General features: G+C 63.7%; 15 protein-coding genes. All 15 read right to left on the reverse strand.

Features of this window, described 5'->3' with window-relative positions; genetic code table 11:
• Positions 1–2: 2 nt before the first annotated feature.
• The 15 genes from NKI21_RS01645 to NKI21_RS01715 all read right to left on the reverse strand — a co-directional run bounded on the left by NKI21_RS01645 (position 3) and on the right by NKI21_RS01715 (position 16,368).
• The gene (locus NKI21_RS01645) at positions 3–488 is read right to left on the reverse strand and encodes a hypothetical protein (RefSeq protein WP_352611571.1); all 486 of its coding nucleotides are present in this window, start codon (positions 486–488) and stop codon (positions 3–5) included.
• Between the two features lie 116 nt (positions 489–604).
• Positions 605–1,165, reverse strand: coding sequence for an FMN reductase (msuE, locus tag NKI21_RS01650; protein ID WP_352611572.1), 561 nt, complete (start codon positions 1,163–1,165; stop codon positions 605–607).
• Positions 1,166–1,237: 72 nt separating this feature from the next.
• The gene (locus NKI21_RS01655; RefSeq protein ID WP_023811543.1) at positions 1,238–2,485 is read right to left on the reverse strand and encodes an SfnB family sulfur acquisition oxidoreductase; all 1,248 of its coding nucleotides are present in this window, start codon (positions 2,483–2,485) and stop codon (positions 1,238–1,240) included.
• 24 nt (positions 2,486–2,509) lie between these two features.
• On the reverse strand, positions 2,510–3,316 hold the full coding sequence (locus NKI21_RS01660; protein WP_352611573.1) for an ABC transporter ATP-binding protein: 807 nt from the start codon (positions 3,314–3,316) through the stop codon (positions 2,510–2,512).
• Positions 3,317–3,397: 81 nt separating this feature from the next.
• Entirely contained in the window at positions 3,398–4,735 is a 1,338-nt protein-coding gene (locus NKI21_RS01665; protein ID WP_352629842.1) for an ABC transporter substrate-binding protein, read from the reverse strand.
• Positions 4,736–4,801: 66 nt separating this feature from the next.
• Positions 4,802–5,842, reverse strand: a complete 1,041-nt coding sequence (locus tag NKI21_RS01670; protein ID WP_352439782.1) for a branched-chain amino acid ABC transporter permease — start codon at positions 5,840–5,842, stop codon at positions 4,802–4,804.
• Positions 5,843–5,845: 3 nt separating this feature from the next.
• Positions 5,846–6,745: a branched-chain amino acid ABC transporter permease gene (locus tag NKI21_RS01675; RefSeq protein WP_352439783.1), complete on the reverse strand. Its 900-nt coding sequence runs from the start codon at positions 6,743–6,745 to the stop codon at positions 5,846–5,848.
• Positions 6,742–7,674 (reverse strand): ABC transporter ATP-binding protein, encoded by a 933-nt coding sequence (locus NKI21_RS01680; protein ID WP_352611575.1) that lies wholly within the window; start codon positions 7,672–7,674, stop codon positions 6,742–6,744. The genes NKI21_RS01675 and NKI21_RS01680 overlap by 4 nt, the downstream gene beginning before the upstream one ends.
• Positions 7,675–7,788: 114 nt before the next feature.
• Complete coding sequence (sfnG, locus tag NKI21_RS01685) at positions 7,789–8,892, reverse strand: dimethylsulfone monooxygenase SfnG (RefSeq protein ID WP_352629847.1); 1,104 nt, start codon at positions 8,890–8,892, stop codon at positions 7,789–7,791.
• 165 nt (positions 8,893–9,057) lie between these two features.
• A complete protein-coding gene (locus NKI21_RS01690) occupies positions 9,058–10,518 on the reverse strand; it encodes an FAD/NAD(P)-binding protein (protein ID WP_352611577.1) in 1,461 nt (486 codons plus the stop codon).
• Positions 10,515–11,687, reverse strand: a complete 1,173-nt coding sequence (ssuD, locus tag NKI21_RS01695) for an FMNH2-dependent alkanesulfonate monooxygenase (RefSeq protein ID WP_352864240.1) — start codon at positions 11,685–11,687, stop codon at positions 10,515–10,517. The genes NKI21_RS01690 and ssuD overlap by 4 nt, the downstream gene beginning before the upstream one ends.
• Positions 11,688–11,922: 235 nt before the next feature.
• The gene (locus tag NKI21_RS01700) at positions 11,923–12,861 is read right to left on the reverse strand and encodes a sugar ABC transporter substrate-binding protein (protein ID WP_352673274.1); all 939 of its coding nucleotides are present in this window, start codon (positions 12,859–12,861) and stop codon (positions 11,923–11,925) included.
• A gap of 14 nt (positions 12,862–12,875) precedes the next feature.
• Positions 12,876–13,871 (reverse strand): ABC transporter permease, encoded by a 996-nt coding sequence (locus tag NKI21_RS01705; protein ID WP_127322263.1) that lies wholly within the window; start codon positions 13,869–13,871, stop codon positions 12,876–12,878.
• Positions 13,871–14,869, reverse strand: coding sequence for an ABC transporter permease (locus tag NKI21_RS01710; RefSeq protein ID WP_245486056.1), 999 nt, complete (start codon positions 14,867–14,869; stop codon positions 13,871–13,873). Before NKI21_RS01710 ends, NKI21_RS01705 begins: the two co-directional genes overlap by 1 nt.
• On the reverse strand, positions 14,866–16,368 hold the full coding sequence (locus tag NKI21_RS01715) for a sugar ABC transporter ATP-binding protein (RefSeq protein ID WP_128302818.1): 1,503 nt from the start codon (positions 16,366–16,368) through the stop codon (positions 14,866–14,868). Before NKI21_RS01715 ends, NKI21_RS01710 begins: the two co-directional genes overlap by 4 nt.
• Positions 16,369–16,612: the final 244 nt, after the last annotated feature.

Genomic DNA, 16,612 nt, shown 5'->3' on the forward strand with positions numbered 1-16,612 from the left:
GGTCAGAGCGTGAACGACCAGAACAGGCAGGCCAGCGTCGCGGCGGCAAAGACCACGAAGAACAGGCTGCGCAGCAGCACGTTGCGGCGCAGCTCGTTCATGACGAAGTGACAACCGACGATCGCCGCCGCAAACAGGAACCGCCAGTTCAGCAATGCCCACACGGCGCTGCCCTGCCCGAACGCCCATCTGGCGACAAGACAGCCGACGATGGTCGCAAACAGGGCGATCACGGTCCAGAAGAGGGCGTCGGCGGCATGGGTCAGGACGATGCCGGCCGCCCTGATCGGCAGGATCATCATCAGCATTGCGCTGAAGAAATAGACAGCGGCAATCGGGATGAACACGCCGGCGTCGGCGATGCTGTCAAGGCGCCTGACGCCGATGGCACCATAGGGATAGCCGTGCCTGGCGACAGCCAGGCTCAACGCCATGAGCAAGGCGGTCAGCACGGCGACCAATGCGAAGGATGTGAGGGCTTTGCTCATGACGTTCCTGTCCCAGACGAATCAGACAGGAACGTTTTTAGCGGGCAGTCGTAAATTGCGTAAGCGAGATCAATCACTACGCGAATTTCGATTGCGGCGTAATCCGCCGACGGCGTCTATTCGGCGGCGATCCTGCCTGCCGAGCGGTTGGCCAGCACGAAGCCGACCTCGTCGACCGCCTGCGCGGCACGCTTAAGGATCGCCTCGGAGTGTAGCACGCCGTCGGTGAAATCCTTGTCGGTGGCGTAGACGGCGGTGGGCAGCGCAAAGGCCTCGAAGAAGCCGAACAGCGGCCGCAGCTGATGTTCGACAATCAAGGCGTGGCGCTCGCCACCGCCGGTCGCCGTCAACACGATGGGCTTCCCCCGCAGCGCTGCCGGATCGATCAGGTCGAAGAAGTGCTTGAACAGGCCGGTATAGCTGCCCTTGTAGGTCGGCGAGCCGACGACGAGCACGTCGGCGGCGAGGATTTCCTCCAGGATCACGCGCGCCTGGCCGTCGAGATCGCGGGCCCATTTCGCCGTTCCCAGCGACGGACCGAGGTCCTCGATATCATAGGTGCTCGCCGACAGGCTGTGGCTGGCGGCGATGTCCCTGGTGACCAGATCGACGAAGGCGCGCGTCTTTGACGGCCGGGTGATGTTGCCGGAAAAGCCGACGACTGTTGGATTTGACATGACAGTGAACCTCTTGGGGTATAGTGGCCGAAAAATTTTGCTGTGGCGAGCCTCTCGCCCGCCGGTGAGAAATCAGCTCCAGGCGTGCAGCGGCGGGTTTTCGCCGTTGAGGAAATATTTGCCGAGGATCGAATATTTCCAGCGCACCGGATCGTGCAGCGTGTGCGTGCGCGCGTTGCGCCAATGCCGGTCGAGATTGTGTTCGGCCAGCGTTGAGCGGGTCCCCGCAAGTTCGAACAGCTTGTTGGTGGCGGCAATGGCGATCTCGGTCGACAGGATTTTTGCCTCGGCGGTGACGATCTGGGCGTGCGCCACCGTGTCGGCGGTCGGCTCGATCACCGCCCGGTCGATTGCCAGGCCGGCCTTTTCCAGCAGCGCCTGCGCCGCGTGCAGGCGCAGCGTCAGGTCGCCGATGGCCTGGATGGTGTAGGGATCGTCCCAGGCATTGTCGACGCCACTGTCGATCCAGGCTCGGCTCTTGGTCCTGACGAAATTGACCGTCTCGTCGATCGCTGCCTGGGCGATGCCGGTGTCGACCGCCACTTGGATGATCTGGAAGATGGCGCCGTCGGCGGTTGGCCTGTCAAAACCCTTGTAGCCTGGCACCAGATGCGTCTTCGGCACCTTGACGTTGTCGATGATGACGGTGCCGGACAGCGTCGTGCGCTGGCCGAAGCTCGACCAATCGTCGATGACGGTCAGGCCGGGCGCGCCGCGGTCGGCGATCGCATACCAGGCACGGCCTTGGTCATCGAGCGCGACGATCGGCACGAGATGAGCGAGCAGCGCGCCGGACGAATAGAATTTGCGGCCATTGACGACGACATGGTCGCCGGCATCGGTGAAGCGGGTTTCGAAATCGGCGGCGCGTTTGGAGCCGAACTCGGAAAAGGCGTTGCCGAACCGCGTGCCTTTCAACGCTTCGGCAAACAGCAGCTTCTGCTGGTCCGCGTCGGACACGGTGCGGATGGCGGCGACCACGCCGAGATGGTTCTGGGCAATCTGGCCGATCGAGGAATCGGCCGCCGAGATGATCTCGATCACCTTCGCCAGCGTCGCATAGGACAATTCCGGCCCGCCGAATGCCTTGGGCACGTTGATCGACCACAGGCCGCTTTGCGAAAAGGCATCGAGTTCGGCAACCGGCCAGATCCGCTCGCGGTCGCGCCTTGAGGAGTCCTTGACGAATTCGGCGGCGAGCGCGTGGGCGATAGCAATCGCCTCGGCGGCGTCCTTGATGATGTGCGCCGGCGCGGTCGGTCTTGCGACTGCCGGCACGGCGGCGGAAGCCTGGTCGGTCTTGACGGTCGAAACGGTCATTTCACTGCTCCTTGGGATTTCATTTCAGGCAACGGCATGGAGATGGGCTGGTTTGACGGCGGGCGAAGGCTGTTGCCCGGCGGTCGATTGACCGAGGTAGAAGGCCCTGATGTCCTCGCGCTGGCGAAGCTCGGCGGCCGCACCAGTGAGAACGGAGACGCCGTTTTCGAGCACAGTGGCGTGGTCGGCATAACGGAGCGCCACCGCCGAATTCTGCTCGGCGACCAGGATCGACAGGCCGGTCTCGCGGTTCAGCTTTCTGAGCGTCTGGAAGATGTCCTGGACGATGAGCGGGGCGAGACCCATCGACGGTTCGTCGAGGACCAGCAGGCGCGGCCGCGACATCAGCGCCCGGCCGATGGCGGTCATCTGCTGTTCGCCGCCAGAAGTCAGGCCGGACGATGTCCGGCGCTTTTCCCTGAGCCTCGGGAAATAGCCGTAGATCCGCTCGAGATCTTCGTTGATCTCGGCGCGGCGGCCACTGCGGCCAATGCCGCCGGCAACCAGATTTTCCTCGACGGTGAGGCTCTTGAAGCAATGCCGGCCTTCCAGCACCTGGACCAGGCCGGCGCGCACGAGATCGCCCGGCTTGCGGCGCGAGACATCCGAGCCTTCATAGCGGATGGTGCCTGCATTGACCTGGCCACGCTCGGCCGGCAGCAAATTGGAGACGGCCTTGAGCGTCGTGGTCTTGCCGGCGCCATTGGCGCCAAGCAATGCCAGGATCTGGCCGCGCCGAAGTTCGAAGCTGACGCCGTGCAGCGCCGTGATGGCGTGGTTGTAGGTGGCATGAACCGTATCCACGGCAAGAATGACGTCATCGTCCGGCATGGGGCTCTCATTTTGTGGTTCGATGAACCGAACAGGCCGGGCGCTGCGGAACCCTATCCGCTGCGCCCGGCTCTGCCCTGATCAGTTGGTGGTCACTGCGTTGGCATCATCCGCGGTGCGCAGCTTGATGCCCTTCTCGGCGGCGTAGGCCTCGGCGGACTTCTCGATGATTGGCCGCAGCAGCGCCCAGTCCGGCGCGATCCAGTCGGAGACGACGTTCCACTTCTTGCCGTCCCACTGCTGGAAGGTCACGTAGCCCTCGCCTTCGTGATTGTCCCAGCTGACATTGATCGAGTGGAACAGGTCCTTGGCGCCAAGCGCCTCGACTTTGGCCGGATCAAGCTTGAGGTGCTCGAAGCCCCAGCGGACCTCGTCGCCGGTCAGCGTGCGGTGGCCGAACTTCTCCTGCGCGACGCGGATCGCCTCGACATTGAGGATGCCGTTGACGATGCCGAGATTGTGGTAGACCGAGCCGATACGCGCCTTGTCTTCGAGGTTACCCTTGCCGGCGCCGTAGACCGTCTTCACGATCTCCTGAACCACCGGGTAGGAGTTGCCGGAAGCCTGGGTGGTGATGGCGGTGTAACCCTTGGCGGCGTCGCCGGCCGGGATGACATCCTCTTCCGAGTTCGACCAGACATTGCCGACGATGTGATCGACGGGAAAGCCGACCTTGACCGCCGTTTTCAACGCCACCGGGTTCATCACGCCCCACCCGCGCAGGACGACGAAGTCCGGCTTGGCGCGGCGGATCGTCAGCCACTGCGACTGCTGCTCGTTACCGGGATGCGGCACCTCGATCTGCTGCACGGTGAAGCCGTATTTCTGCGCCAGCAATTCATAGATCGGGATGGTTTCCTTGCCGTAAGGCGAGCCGTGATAGAGCACGACGATCTTCTTGCCCTTCAGTCTGTCGATGCCGCCTTCCTTGGAGGCGATGTAGTTCACGATGCCTGATGTCTCGCTGTAAGGATTGAGCAGCAGCGGGAAGACGTAGGGGAAAACGCGTCCATCTGTGGAATCGGTGCGGCCGTGGTTGACGGTGATCAGCGGCACCTTGTCGGCGGTGATGCGGTCGATCATGGCGTAGGCGATGCCGACCGAGAGCGGGTTCCAGGCGGCGGCACCGGCATGGCTCTTCTGCCGCTCGTAGCATTCGACGCCGCGCTCGACCTCGTACTGGGTCTCGCATTCGTCCCAGGTCAGCTTGACGCCGTTGACGCCGCCGTCGCGGATGTTGATGAGGTTGAGATAATCGATGAAGCCGCCGAAGAAGCCGGTGCCGCCGGCCGCATACGGCCCGACACGATAGCTCTGCAGCGGGAAATACTGTTCGTCGGCGTGCGCGGCGGGCAAGGCCACCGACACGATCATCGCCGCGGACAGCGCCGCCGCCTTGATTGTGTTCAGGAAATTCATGGTTGAGGTACTCCCGGTATGGGCCGTCTTGGGTTCGGCCTCTGGTTCATTTTCGGATGCGTCAGCTCAAGTCGACTGCCAGGCGGACAGGAGCCGTCTTCGGACCCTGTCCCACAGCGCCACCAGCCCGTCGGGTTCAAGGATCAGAAACAGGATGATGAGCGCGCCCAGCACGATGCGCTGGCTCATGTCGAGCACGCCCGAATCGAAAAGATCGCCAAGCAGGAAGCCGCCGAGGCGCGAAAGAGCGAGCGGGAAGACCACGATGAGGGCGGCGCCGAAAAATGCGCCGCGGATCGAAGCCAGGCCACCGATGATGATGATGAACAGTATCTGGAACGACCGGTCGAGGTCGAAGCCATCCGGCTCGACGGTCCGCAGATACGCGAAGGCCCAGATGACGCCGGCGACGCCGATGATGAAGGACGAGATGGCGAAGGCCAGCAGCTTGGTCTTCAGCACCGGGATGCCGATGATGCGGGCAGCGGTTTCATTGTCGCGGATGGCGATGAAGTTGCGCCCGGTCTGCGACGAGACCAGCCGATGGGCGAGGAAGGTCAGCACGGTGACGATGGTTAGCGCGAAGAGATAGCGGCCGATGGCGCCGTCGAGCGCGAAGCCTGAAATCGACAATCTCGGCGCGTCGATGACGCCGGAAGCCGAGTTGTTGGAGAACCAGCTGAACTTGGTCAGCGCCCATTGCACGAAGAACTGCGCGGCGAGCGTCGAAACCGCGAGGTAGAAGCCTTTGAGCCGCAGGCTAGGCAGGCCGAAGACGATGCCGATCGCGGCGGCGACGATGCCGGCCAGGAAAATGCTGCCGATCAGCGGCAGGCCTTCGACGCGCAGGTTGAAATTATAGGCGGCGAAGGCGCCCGCCGCCATGAAGGCAGCACTACCCAGCGAAACCTGGCCGGCATAGCCGGTCAGGATGTTCAAGCCCACGCCGGCGAGGCTGAGCGCCAGGAACGGCAGCAGGATGGCCTCGAACAGATAGCTCGAGCCGATCAGCGGCACGACGCCATAGGCGAAGGCGAGCAGCAACACGGGCACGACCCATTTCGGCAGCACCGGCGCGGACGAGAAATCGCTTGTTATGGCCGTCATGGCTCAGATCCTCTCGACGAGCTTCTGGCCGAACAGGCCGGAAGGACGGATCAGCAGGAAGACCAGCGCGACGACATAGGCGAACCAGCTCTCGATGCCGCCGCCGAAATAGTCGCCGATATAGACCTCGGCGAGCTTCTCGCTGGCGCCGATCAGCAACCCGCCGACGATGGCACCGAGGATGGAATCGAAGCCGCCGAGCACCAGCACCGGCAGCGCCTTGAGCACCACCAGCGACAGCGAGAACTGCACACCGAGGCGCGCACCCCAGAGCAATCCCGCCACCAGTGCGACAAGACCGGCAGCAGCCCAGACGGTGGCCCAGATCAGCGGCAGCCTGAGACCGACCGCGAGGGCCGCGAACTGATCGTCGGCGACGGCGCGAAAGGAGAGGCCGATGCGGGTGTAGCGGAAAAACAGCGACAGCAAGAGGACCATGCCGGCGGCAACCACTGCGGCAAAAATGTCGAACTGGCTGATCAGCACGCCGCCGATTTCCAGCGGCACGTCCTCGATGCCGAGATCGAGGCCGTGGACCTGCGTGCCCCAGATCAGCTGGGCGGCGCCCTCGATGATGTAGGACAGGCCGAGCGTCGCCATGAACAGTGTGATCGGCGGCTTGTTGGTCAGCGGCCGCAGCACCGTGCGCTCGATGGCGACACCCATGGCGACCATGATGGCGAAAGTGATCACCAGCGCCAGCGCGAACGGGATGCCGCGCTCGATAAGGCTGACGAAGGTGAGTGCCGCGAACAACAGCATCGCGCCTTGCGCGAAATTGAGCACGCCCGAGGTCTTGTAGATCAGCACGAAGCCGATCGCGACCAGCGAGTACATGACGCCGGAGAGCAGGCCGCCGACGAGCACTTCGATGAAGAACTGGTAGTCAAAATCGGCGATCATATGCCTGCCCCGTCCTCATTGTCCGAGGCGACGCCGAGGTAGGCATCGATGACGCGCTGGTCGTTCCTGACCTCGTCTGGCGTGGCGTCGGCGATCTTGCGGCCGTAGTCGAGAACGGCAATGCGGTCGGACAGGCCCATGACGACGCCGACATCGTGCTCGATCAACACCACGGTGGTGGCGAAACGATCGCGCGCGGCACGGACGAAAGCCGCCATCTCGCTCTTTTCGCTCGCGGTCATGCCGGCCATCGGCTCGTCGAGCAAAAGCAGGCGCGGCTGGGCGACCAGTGCGCGGGCCAGTTCGACACGCTTCTGCAGTCCGTAAGGCAAGGTGCCGACAAGACGGTCGCGAATGGCGGTGAGGTCGAGAAATTCGAGGATCTGTTCCGCGCGGCTGCGTGTTTCGCGCTGCTCGCCGCGCGAGCGGCCGATGCCGAGCACCTGGCCGGCAAAGTTGGAGCGAACCTTGTAGGCGAGGCCGGAAGCGACATTGTCGAGGACGCTGAGACCCTTGAACAGTGCAAGGTTCTGGAAGGTTCTGGCGACACCGAGGTGAGCCAACTGCTGCGTCGGCACCTGGGCATAGAAGGTGCCGTCGAGCCGGACGTGGCCGCGATCCGGCCGATAGACGCCGCTGATGACGTTGATCAGCGAGCTTTTGCCGGCGCCGTTCGGGCCGATGATGGCGCGAATTTCGCCTGGGTGAACCGACAGGTCGATATCGGCCAGTGCGACGACGCCGCCGAACGACAGGCCGATGCCCTGGAGCGAAAGCAGCGGAGCGGCGACACCAGTAACGGAGCCGATCGCCTCGCTGCCGGCTTCGGACTGCTGCTCCCGCGGGCTTGACGGCAGGCCGCGCGCAAAGACTTCCGGCGCATAGACCGAAGCGTCCATCACTCCGAGAGTATAACTGGGCAACGGCATTCCAATCGTCCTTGATTAGGCGCGCAAAACCTCATTGCCGCTCGACGGATCGAGCGCGCCGGCAACCTTCATGCGTGTGCTGGCCGGACCGTGGCGGGCCAGGCTGCGGGATGGCTACTCCGCCGCCAGCGACGCCGCCGCCTCGGCGTTTTCCAGTTCGCGGACCAGCGGGATGACATGCTTGCCGAAATACTCGACCTCTTCCTGGAAGTGCAGGAAGCCGAGCAGGATGAGATCGGCGCCGGCGCGCTTCAGGTCGACGATGCGCTCGGCGACTTGCCTTGGCGTGCCGATCAGGTTCGAGCGGAAGCCGTCATTGTACTGGACCAGATCGTCGAAGGAGGATTTCGCCCAATTGCCCTCGCCTTCCGGCGAAGCCTTGCCGGCATTTTTCACCTCATGGCCAAAGGCGTTGACCGCCTCGGGGTTGGCCTTGGCAATGATTTCGGCGAGCACCGCCCTGGCCTCATCCTCTGTCTCGCGGACGACCGCGAAGGCGTTGACGCCAACCTTGACGGAATGGTTATTGGCCTTCGCCTTGGTCCTGAGGTCGTCGACCTGCTTGGCGATCTCGGCCGGCGTGTTGCCATTGGTGAAGTACCAGTCCGAGACCCGCGATGCCATGTCGCGCGCGGCGCGCGACGAGCCGCCCTGGAAGATTTCGGGCAGCGGCTGCGGCGGTTTCGGCTTCAGCGAATATTCGTTGAAGCGGTAGAAATCGCCACGGAAGGTGAAGCTGTCCTCGGTCCATATTCCGCGCAGCGCACGAATGAATTCCTCCGAGCGGCGATAGCGCTCGTCATGGTCGAGCCAATGCTCGCCGATGGCATGGAACTCGCCACGGAACCAGCCGGAGACGAGGTTGATCGCGACGCGGCCATTGGTGAGATAGCTGATGGTGGCGATCTGCTTGGCCGCCAGCGCCGGGTTCCACGGTCCGGGCAGGATCGCCGCGATGACCTTGAGCGTTGTGGTCGCCGCCAGCAGATCATGGCTGAACGCCACCGATTCATGCTGCTCGTCGGCGCCGTAGCCGGCGGTGAAGCGGATCTGGCTGAGTGCGTAATCAAAGCCGGACTTCTCGGCGATCTGCGCCAGCTTGCGATTGTACTCGGCCGAATGGTTGGTGCGCTGCTCGATGTTGGAGATCACAAGGCCGCCCGAAACATTCGGCACCCAGTAAGCAAACTTGATCGAGTCGGTCTCTGCGTGTGCCATGAACTGTCTCCCATTCAGGCCATCTCGTTGATCGATCCGACCGCAGCCGGTTTCGTCGGTATTTATTATGTTTATAGAATCTATATACAAAGAAGGATTTTCCGTTTTTGAGCCCCTCTTGGGACGGAAATACCAATTTTGCTCGGCCAACCCGGTTTGCCGGTGTCAGCTCATGACCGGACCCTGCGCGGCATTGGCGCCGATGGCCTGCGCTGACGGCAGCGTTACCAGCAGCTTGGCAATTTCAACCGCGACCGCCTGGGCATGGCGAGCGACTTCCGGCAGACCCATGAGCTCGCCGAAAGTCCCTCGTGCCAGCGGGCCGGCGACCAGGAGTGTCGCGACCGCCTCACCGTCCCGGCCGATCGCGCGGCTGTCGAGACCTGTCTCGATGCCAAGCCCATATTGGTCCGTCCTGATCAAGCCGGTTTCCGCCAGCGAGCTCAGCGCCGGGTTCAGCTGCAGCGCCTGCCCATGAGCCGGACCGGTGGTGTTGATGACGGCAGCGAAGCGCGCCGCCTCGATCCGGGTCTGCCCGCGCCGTTGAAAGCTGACAGCCAGGCTGCCGTCCTCATCGTTCGACGCGACAAGCCTGGCGGCAATGGTGTCGACTGTACCGGCGGCATGGCGCCGGTCGAGCACGGCGGCGACCTGCGGGGCGATCCTGAAACGATGCACGTCCCAGAACACGCGCAGCTGGCGGACCAGCCTTGCCCGCTCCGGCGGGGCAAGTGCGGCCCACAGCACCGGCCCCTGCAGGCGCAACTGGTCGAAGACCGACTGCCAGTTGACATTGGCCGCTCTTGCCGCTGCCAGCGTCGCGCGAATGGTCCTGAGCAGGCCGAGCGCCGTCGTCGCCGGCGCGGATGCAAAATCGCCAAAAGGCTCGCCCCTGACATCGGGGTGTCCGCGCGAGCGTAAGCCGCGGCGCGACAGCGTGAGGATGCGGCCACGATGGCCACGACGGTCAAGTTCGGCGACCATGTCGGCCGAAGTCAGCCCGGAGCCGACGATCAGCACCGAGGCGTCCGGCCCGATCCCGGCAAGCGCCGCGGCTGCGTATGGGTCGGCGATGAAACCCGGCGCTTCCGTCAGGTGGATCAACGCGGCTGGAATTGCAGGCTGCGGATGCGTTGCTGCTAGAACGACGATGTCGGAGGCGACCGGTCCGGCAGAGGTGTGCACGGTCCAGCCCGCGCCACTGGCATCGCGTGTCACGCGTGTGGCGGAACCTTCAACATGATGGACAAGGCCGGAATTGAGATGCTGCGCCAGATGCTCGGCAACATAGCGACCGAACACGCGCCGGCGCGGAAAAGCGTCGCCGTTCATCCAGATCGCATCCGGGTCGTGTTCGAGTTCTCCGCTGCCAGTCAACCAGCGTGCAAAATGCTGCGGGTCGTCGGGAGCCATGCTCATCCTGACCGCGGGAACATTGACCCGATGAGAGGGTTCCTCGCTGGAATAGGCAAGGCCACCGCCAATCCAGGGTCGCGGCTCGATCACGGAAATGGAAATGCGCTCCGGTCGAGGCATTTGCGCCAGGTGCCACGCCACCGCCGCACCGGAAAAGCCGCCGCCAATAATGGCGACGCGCAACCGCGAGGACGCAGGAAGCAAGTTCACGAGGCGCTGGCGAGCGACTTCGGCCGGTGGTCGCCGGCGATGGTTTCGCCGAACGGACCGGTGTTTACGGACGAGCCGGCTGCCTTGACCGGATGGTCGGTCGGCAGTTTCGGCAGCACCAGCTCGCCGAAGCGATAGGCTTCTTCGAGATGTGGATAGCCGGAAAGGATGAAGGTATCGATGCCGAGGCGCCGGTACTCGTCGATGCGCTCGGCGATCGTGTCGGGATCGCCGACAAGTGCGGTACCTGCGCCGCCGCGCACCAGGCCGACGCCGGCCCAGAGGTTGGGGGCGATCTCGAGCTTGGCGCGATTGCCGCCATGCAATGCGCTCATCCGCGCCTGGCCGACCGAATCCATGCGGGCAAAGACCTTCTGCGCCGAGGCGATCGTCGCGTCGTCGAGCCGGCTTATCAGCCTGTCGGCAGCGGCCCAGGCCTCCTCGGTGGTTTCGCGGGCGATGACATGCAGCCTAATGCCGAAGGAGAGCTTGCGGCCAGCCTTCTGCGCCAGTTCACGCATGCCGTCCAGCTTGCGCTCGACATCGGCTGGCGGCTCTCCCCAGGTCAAATATTTGTCGATCTCCTGCGCCGCCACCACGGACCCAGCGTCGGACGAGCCCCCGAAATACAATGGCGGATATGGCGTCTGCACCGGCGGAAACAGCAGCCGGCCGTCCTCGATGTGGAAATGCTTGCCCTCGTGCCCCACCGTCTCGCCGCTCAGCACCCGCTTGTAGATCTGCAAGAACTCCTGCGTCACCTCATAGCGTTCGGCATGCGACAGGAAGATGCCGTCGCCCTTGTTCTCCAGCGGATCGCCGCCGGTGACGACGTTGATCAGCAGGCGGCCATTGGAGATGCGATCCAGCGTCGCAGTCATGCGCGCGGCCAGCGTCGGCGACTGCAAACCGGGCCGCACGGCGACAAGGAAACGCAAGCGCTCGGTAATCGGCACAAGAGCCGATGCGATCACCCAGGAATCCTCGCACGAGCGGCCGGTCGGCAACAGCACGCCATAGTAGCCGAGCGTGTCGGCCGCCTTCGCCACTTGCGTCAGATACGGCAGATCGACCGATCTGCCGCCCTCGGCTGTGCCGAGATAGCGGCTGTCGCCATGCGTCGGCAGAAACCAGAGCACCTTGATGCGGTCTGGCACGATCCGGCTCATGGCCTTTCTCCCGCTGCCTGGCGACTGGATATGTCTGCTTTGGTCGAGGGCGAGCGTAAGAGAGTGGGCATGGCGTGGTCCTGTCCGGGTGGAAACCAGATCGCCAGTGCAGATTGCTTATTCCACAAACTCTGTAGAGTTAGTTTATTCCAATTCTGTCGCCGCTATTAGAATTTCTCTCTCCAACGCGTCGGCGGTGAGGCCGACCCGAGTGCACCGGGCCGGCCTTCCTGAATCAGAACGCGGGTTCGACCGCGTTGACATTGTCCTTGGTGACGACGGTCAGCGGAATGGGCAGCCGGTCCTTGACCTGCTTGCCGTCGATGATTTCGGCCATCGTGTTGATCGCCAGGCGGCCATCCTCGACGGGCGACTGGACGATGGTCGAGTACATCTCACTGGTGCGGATCGATTCGAACGCGTCTTTCTGGCCGTTGATGCCGACGATCGGCGGTGCGGCCTTGGAGGGGTTCGCCTCCTTCCATGCGTCGATGAAGCCGCGGGCCATCGTGTCGTCATTGGCGTAGACACCGCTGATCTGGTCGCCGAAGCGTGTGATCAGATCGCGGCTGACCACCAGCGCCTTTTGCTGGTCGAAGTCGGCATTGACCGTGTCGAGCACCTTGATGTCGGCATTGGTTTCCTTGAGACGGTCGGTGAAGCCGCTGACACGTCCGATCGTGGTGCCGTTGCCGGCCTGGCCGGCGATGATGACGACGGAGCCCTTGCCGCCGAGCGCCTTGCTCAGCGAGTCCGCCGCCAGCTTGCCTTCCTCGTAGACATCAGGCCCGGTGAACGACTTGATGAACGGCTTGGCATCGTCGCTCATCGGCGAATTGATGAGGATCGCCGGAATGTTCGCCTGCTGTGCGCGCGCCAGCCCCGGTATGTATGCCTGCGGGTCGAGCGGCCACAGGATGATGCCGTCGACCTTGCGCGCAACGCAGGTGTTGAGCTGCTCGGTGCCTTTCTGGACGTCGAAATCCTGGCTGAGGCTCAGGATCTCGATGCCGAGTTCCGCGGCGCGCGCCTGAAGCGCCTTGTTGGCCGGCGTCGCGTAGGCATGCGAATCCGCTGCCGTCACGTAGCAGACCGTCTTGGCGCTGGCCCAACCCGTCGATGCCAGCACAGCCGCCATAGCGGCGACGTGAAGCATGCTTTTCTTGCCAATCATGTGTTTCCTCCCAATCATGTGGTTCCTCCTTGAGTGATTGGATTGTCGCGAACGAGCGCCGGGCGCGTGCCCGGAGCCCTCCCCTTGGTGGTAACGGCCCGATCGAGCACGACGAGCAGGATCAGGATAAGCCCGGACACGACCTGCTGGACGTATGCGGGAACGGACTGGAACTCCATCGCGATGGTCAGCGAGCCGATTGTCAGCACGCCGCCGAGCGTGCCGAGCGCGGATCCCCTGCCGCCTTCGAGACGAGTTCCGCCGACAACGACCGCGGCAATGACGGCGACCGTCAATTCCGAGCCGAAGACGGGTGAGCCGGTGTTGGTGACGAGGCTCTGGAGAACCCCCGCCAGGCCGGCAAGCGTGCCGGCAAAGACAAAGCCGAGAAAGACGATACGGTCCGAGGCGATACCGCTTTCCTTGGCAGCCGCCGGGTTGGATCCCACCGCAAAGACGTTACGCCCAGGTATGGTGCGCGTCAGCCAGAAATGCAGCAGCACGATCAGGGCGATGAACAGCGCGCTGCGGAGGGTGAAGACATCGAGATAGATCTTGGCCAGCGCCAGGGAAAGCATGATGTCGGTTCCGGTCACCGGCTGGCTGTTGGTGATCCAGTGCGCGAGCGAGCGGAAGATGAGCATCGTCGCGAGCGTCAGCACGAGCGAATTCACCTTCAGGCCGACGACCAGCATGCCGTTGACGGCGCCTGCCAGGGTACCGACCAGGATGCCGACGATCGCGGCAGGGAGGATGCCGATCTCTCGCTGCAGGATGACCGATACGATGCCGGCCAGGGCAAACACCGCGCCACCGGAGAGGTCGATCTGGCCCGATATCAAAAGCACCGTCAGGCCGATCGCGATCAGGCCGATCGTCGCCGCCCGGTCGAGGCCGAGGCCGAGGGTCGATGCCGAGAGGTAGCCGGGGACCACCAGCGCGGAAATGACGAGCGTCAGACCGAGAATGACGATGACGCGATACTGCGAGACAAGCGAAAGAAAACGCATCACGACACGCCCCGCTTGCGCAGCGCCGCATCCATGCCGACGGCGCCGACGATCAGGATGCCGAGCACGAAACCCTGGATCGGCGTGCGCACACCGTCGAGCACCATGACGTTGGTCAGCAGTTGCACGAAGATGAGGCCGGCAATGGCCCGTGGCACCGATCCGAAGCCGCCGACGATCGACACGCCGCCGACCACCACCGCCGTGATGGCACTGAATTCGTAGCCGCCGCCGATGAGCGGCCGCGCGCTCTGCAGCGTCAGCCCGAGCAGGCCGCCGCTGATGCCGGAAGCGAGTGCTGTGATCACGAAGGCGCCAGCCTTCACGGCCTGCACCGGAACCGCACTTGCCTCGGCGGCGCTGTAATTGCCGCCGGTGGCAAGCGTCCATCTGCCCCAGAAGGAGCGGGACAGGACGAAATGGCCGACAAGAGCAATGACCAGGAAGATCAGCACCACGACCGGAATGCCGAACAGCCGGCCCTTGGCGAGTTCGGCGGAGGCGGGATTGCTGCCATAGACGATGACCCCGCCGACAGCCGCCTGGACGATGCCCAGTCCGATCGTGCCAATGCCGAGCGTGGCAATGATTGGATTGATGCCGACATATCCGACCAGGACCCCGTTGAGCAGGCCTATGAGGCCCGCGAGACCAACCGCCAGCACGAAGGCCGGCAGCGGTCCGATCATCGGCTGCAGCCCGAGCGACAGGATGGCGCCGCAGGCGATGGTGGCCGGCACCGACAGGTCGGCCAGGCTGCCGACCACGAGCACGAAGGTCATGCCGACGACGACGATGCCGACGATGGACATCGAGGTCAGGACGTTGAGCAAATTGCCTGATGTGAAGAAGGCGGGGCTGACGAAGGAGCCGTAGAGCATCACGGCGAGGATAGCGAAGGCCAGCCCCGCCTTCGACAGGACATCGACAAGCCTGCTGCCACGCGTAAAGCGGTCGTTGCGGTTCACGCCGCCGATCTCCATGGCAGCTTCGGTCACGCCGTCTCCTCCCCCGTGGCTAGCGCCATGATGCGCTCCTCGCTCAATTCGCTGCGCAGGAGAGGCTCGGAGGCATAGCCATCGCGCATCACCACCACGCGGTCGCAGACGCCGAGGATTTCGGGCAGCTCCGACGAGATCATCACGACCGCCATGCCGCCGGCGACGAGTTGGCCGATGATGTGGTGGATCTCGGCCTTGGCGCCGACGTCGACGCCCCGCGTCGGCTCGTCGAGGATCAAGGCCGAAGGTTTGGCGGCAAGCCATTTGGCGATGACCGCCTTCTGCTGGTTACCGCCCGACAGAAGGCTGATGCGCCGTTCGCCGTCGGGCGGTGAAATCGAAAACTGCTTGACCGAGTCCGCGGCAAGCGAGTGATCGGCGCTGCGGCTGATGCGCCCGAAACGGCTCAGGCGGCGCAGTATGGGCAGGCTGATGTTTTCCCGGATCGACATTCCAGGCACGACGCCGTCGCCCTTGCGATCTTCCGGAACATAGGCAATGCCTGCCCTGACCGCCTGGGATGGCGAGTTGATCGAGACCTCGCGTCCGTTGACGCTGACCGAGCCCTCGACAAGCCGCGACAGGCCGAAGATTGCGCGGGCGACCTCGGTGCGGCCAGCGCCCACCAGCCCCGTCAAGCCCAGTATCTCGCCGGCGCGTACATCGAAGCTGACATTGCGGAAGCGCGTGCCGTCGCTGATGCGTTCGACGCGCAGCACCGACTTGCCGATCTCGGCCGGGCTTTTCGGGAAGACATTGCTGACTTCGCGACCGACCATCAGCCTGATCATGTGAGCGGCATTTATGCCTTCGATCGGACGCGTCTCGATCATTGAGCCGTCGCGCAGCACAGTCACCTCGTCGGCGATTTCGAGCACCTCCTTCAGTCGGTGGCTGATGTAGATGATGGCGATGCCGTCATCGCGCATCTTGCGCAGGATCCGGAACAACGCCGCCGTCTCATGCTCGCTGAGGCTGGATGTCGGTTCGTCCAGGACGATGATCCTGGGCTGCGCCGCGTAGGCCTTGGCGATCTCGACGAGCTGCTGCTGGCTGATCGACAGGTTGCCGAGCCGTTCACGCGGGTTGATGGCCGCTCCGAGCTCATCGAGGACGGCGGTCGCAGCCCGGATCATCTCGCCCTTGCGCAGAAAGATCCACTTGCCCGGCATGCGGCCGAGATAGACGTTTTCGGCGACGCTCAGGTCGGCGACCAGATTGATTTCCTGATGCACCATGCGGATGCCGAGCGCCTGGGCGTCGGCGGGCCGGCGCATGCGCACCTCGGCGCCGCCGACCCTGATTGTGCCGCTGCTGGGTGCGTAGGACCCGTTGAGCACTTTCATGAGCGTCGATTTGCCGGCGCCGTTCTCACCCACGACCGCATGAACCGTGCCGAATTTCACGGCGAAATTGACGTTGGACAGAGCCTTCACGCCCGGGAACGTCTTGCTGATGCCTCGCATGTCCAGGGCGCAATCGGCGGCGACAGTCATATCTGGCTAGGTTCCTCCTGGCGGGTGGCCGATCATCCTTGGTATCGGCCGTCGATATGTTAGTATAATAGTCGCTTCAAACGCAATTCGACCCTCTTCGAACTGGCTTGAACGTCCGCGCTTTTGAACACGCGGCTCAGTCCAGGCTCTCGGTTGCGGATTGAATTTCTCGCCGCGGACGATGACTATTGCACTAATATAACAGTTCTGGCAAGCTGGATTCCGGCGGTCGTTATGGACATCA

Origin of the sequence: Mesorhizobium sp. M0715 (assembly GCF_040320355.1) — a bacterium.
Lineage (GTDB): Bacteria > Pseudomonadota > Alphaproteobacteria > Rhizobiales > Rhizobiaceae > Mesorhizobium.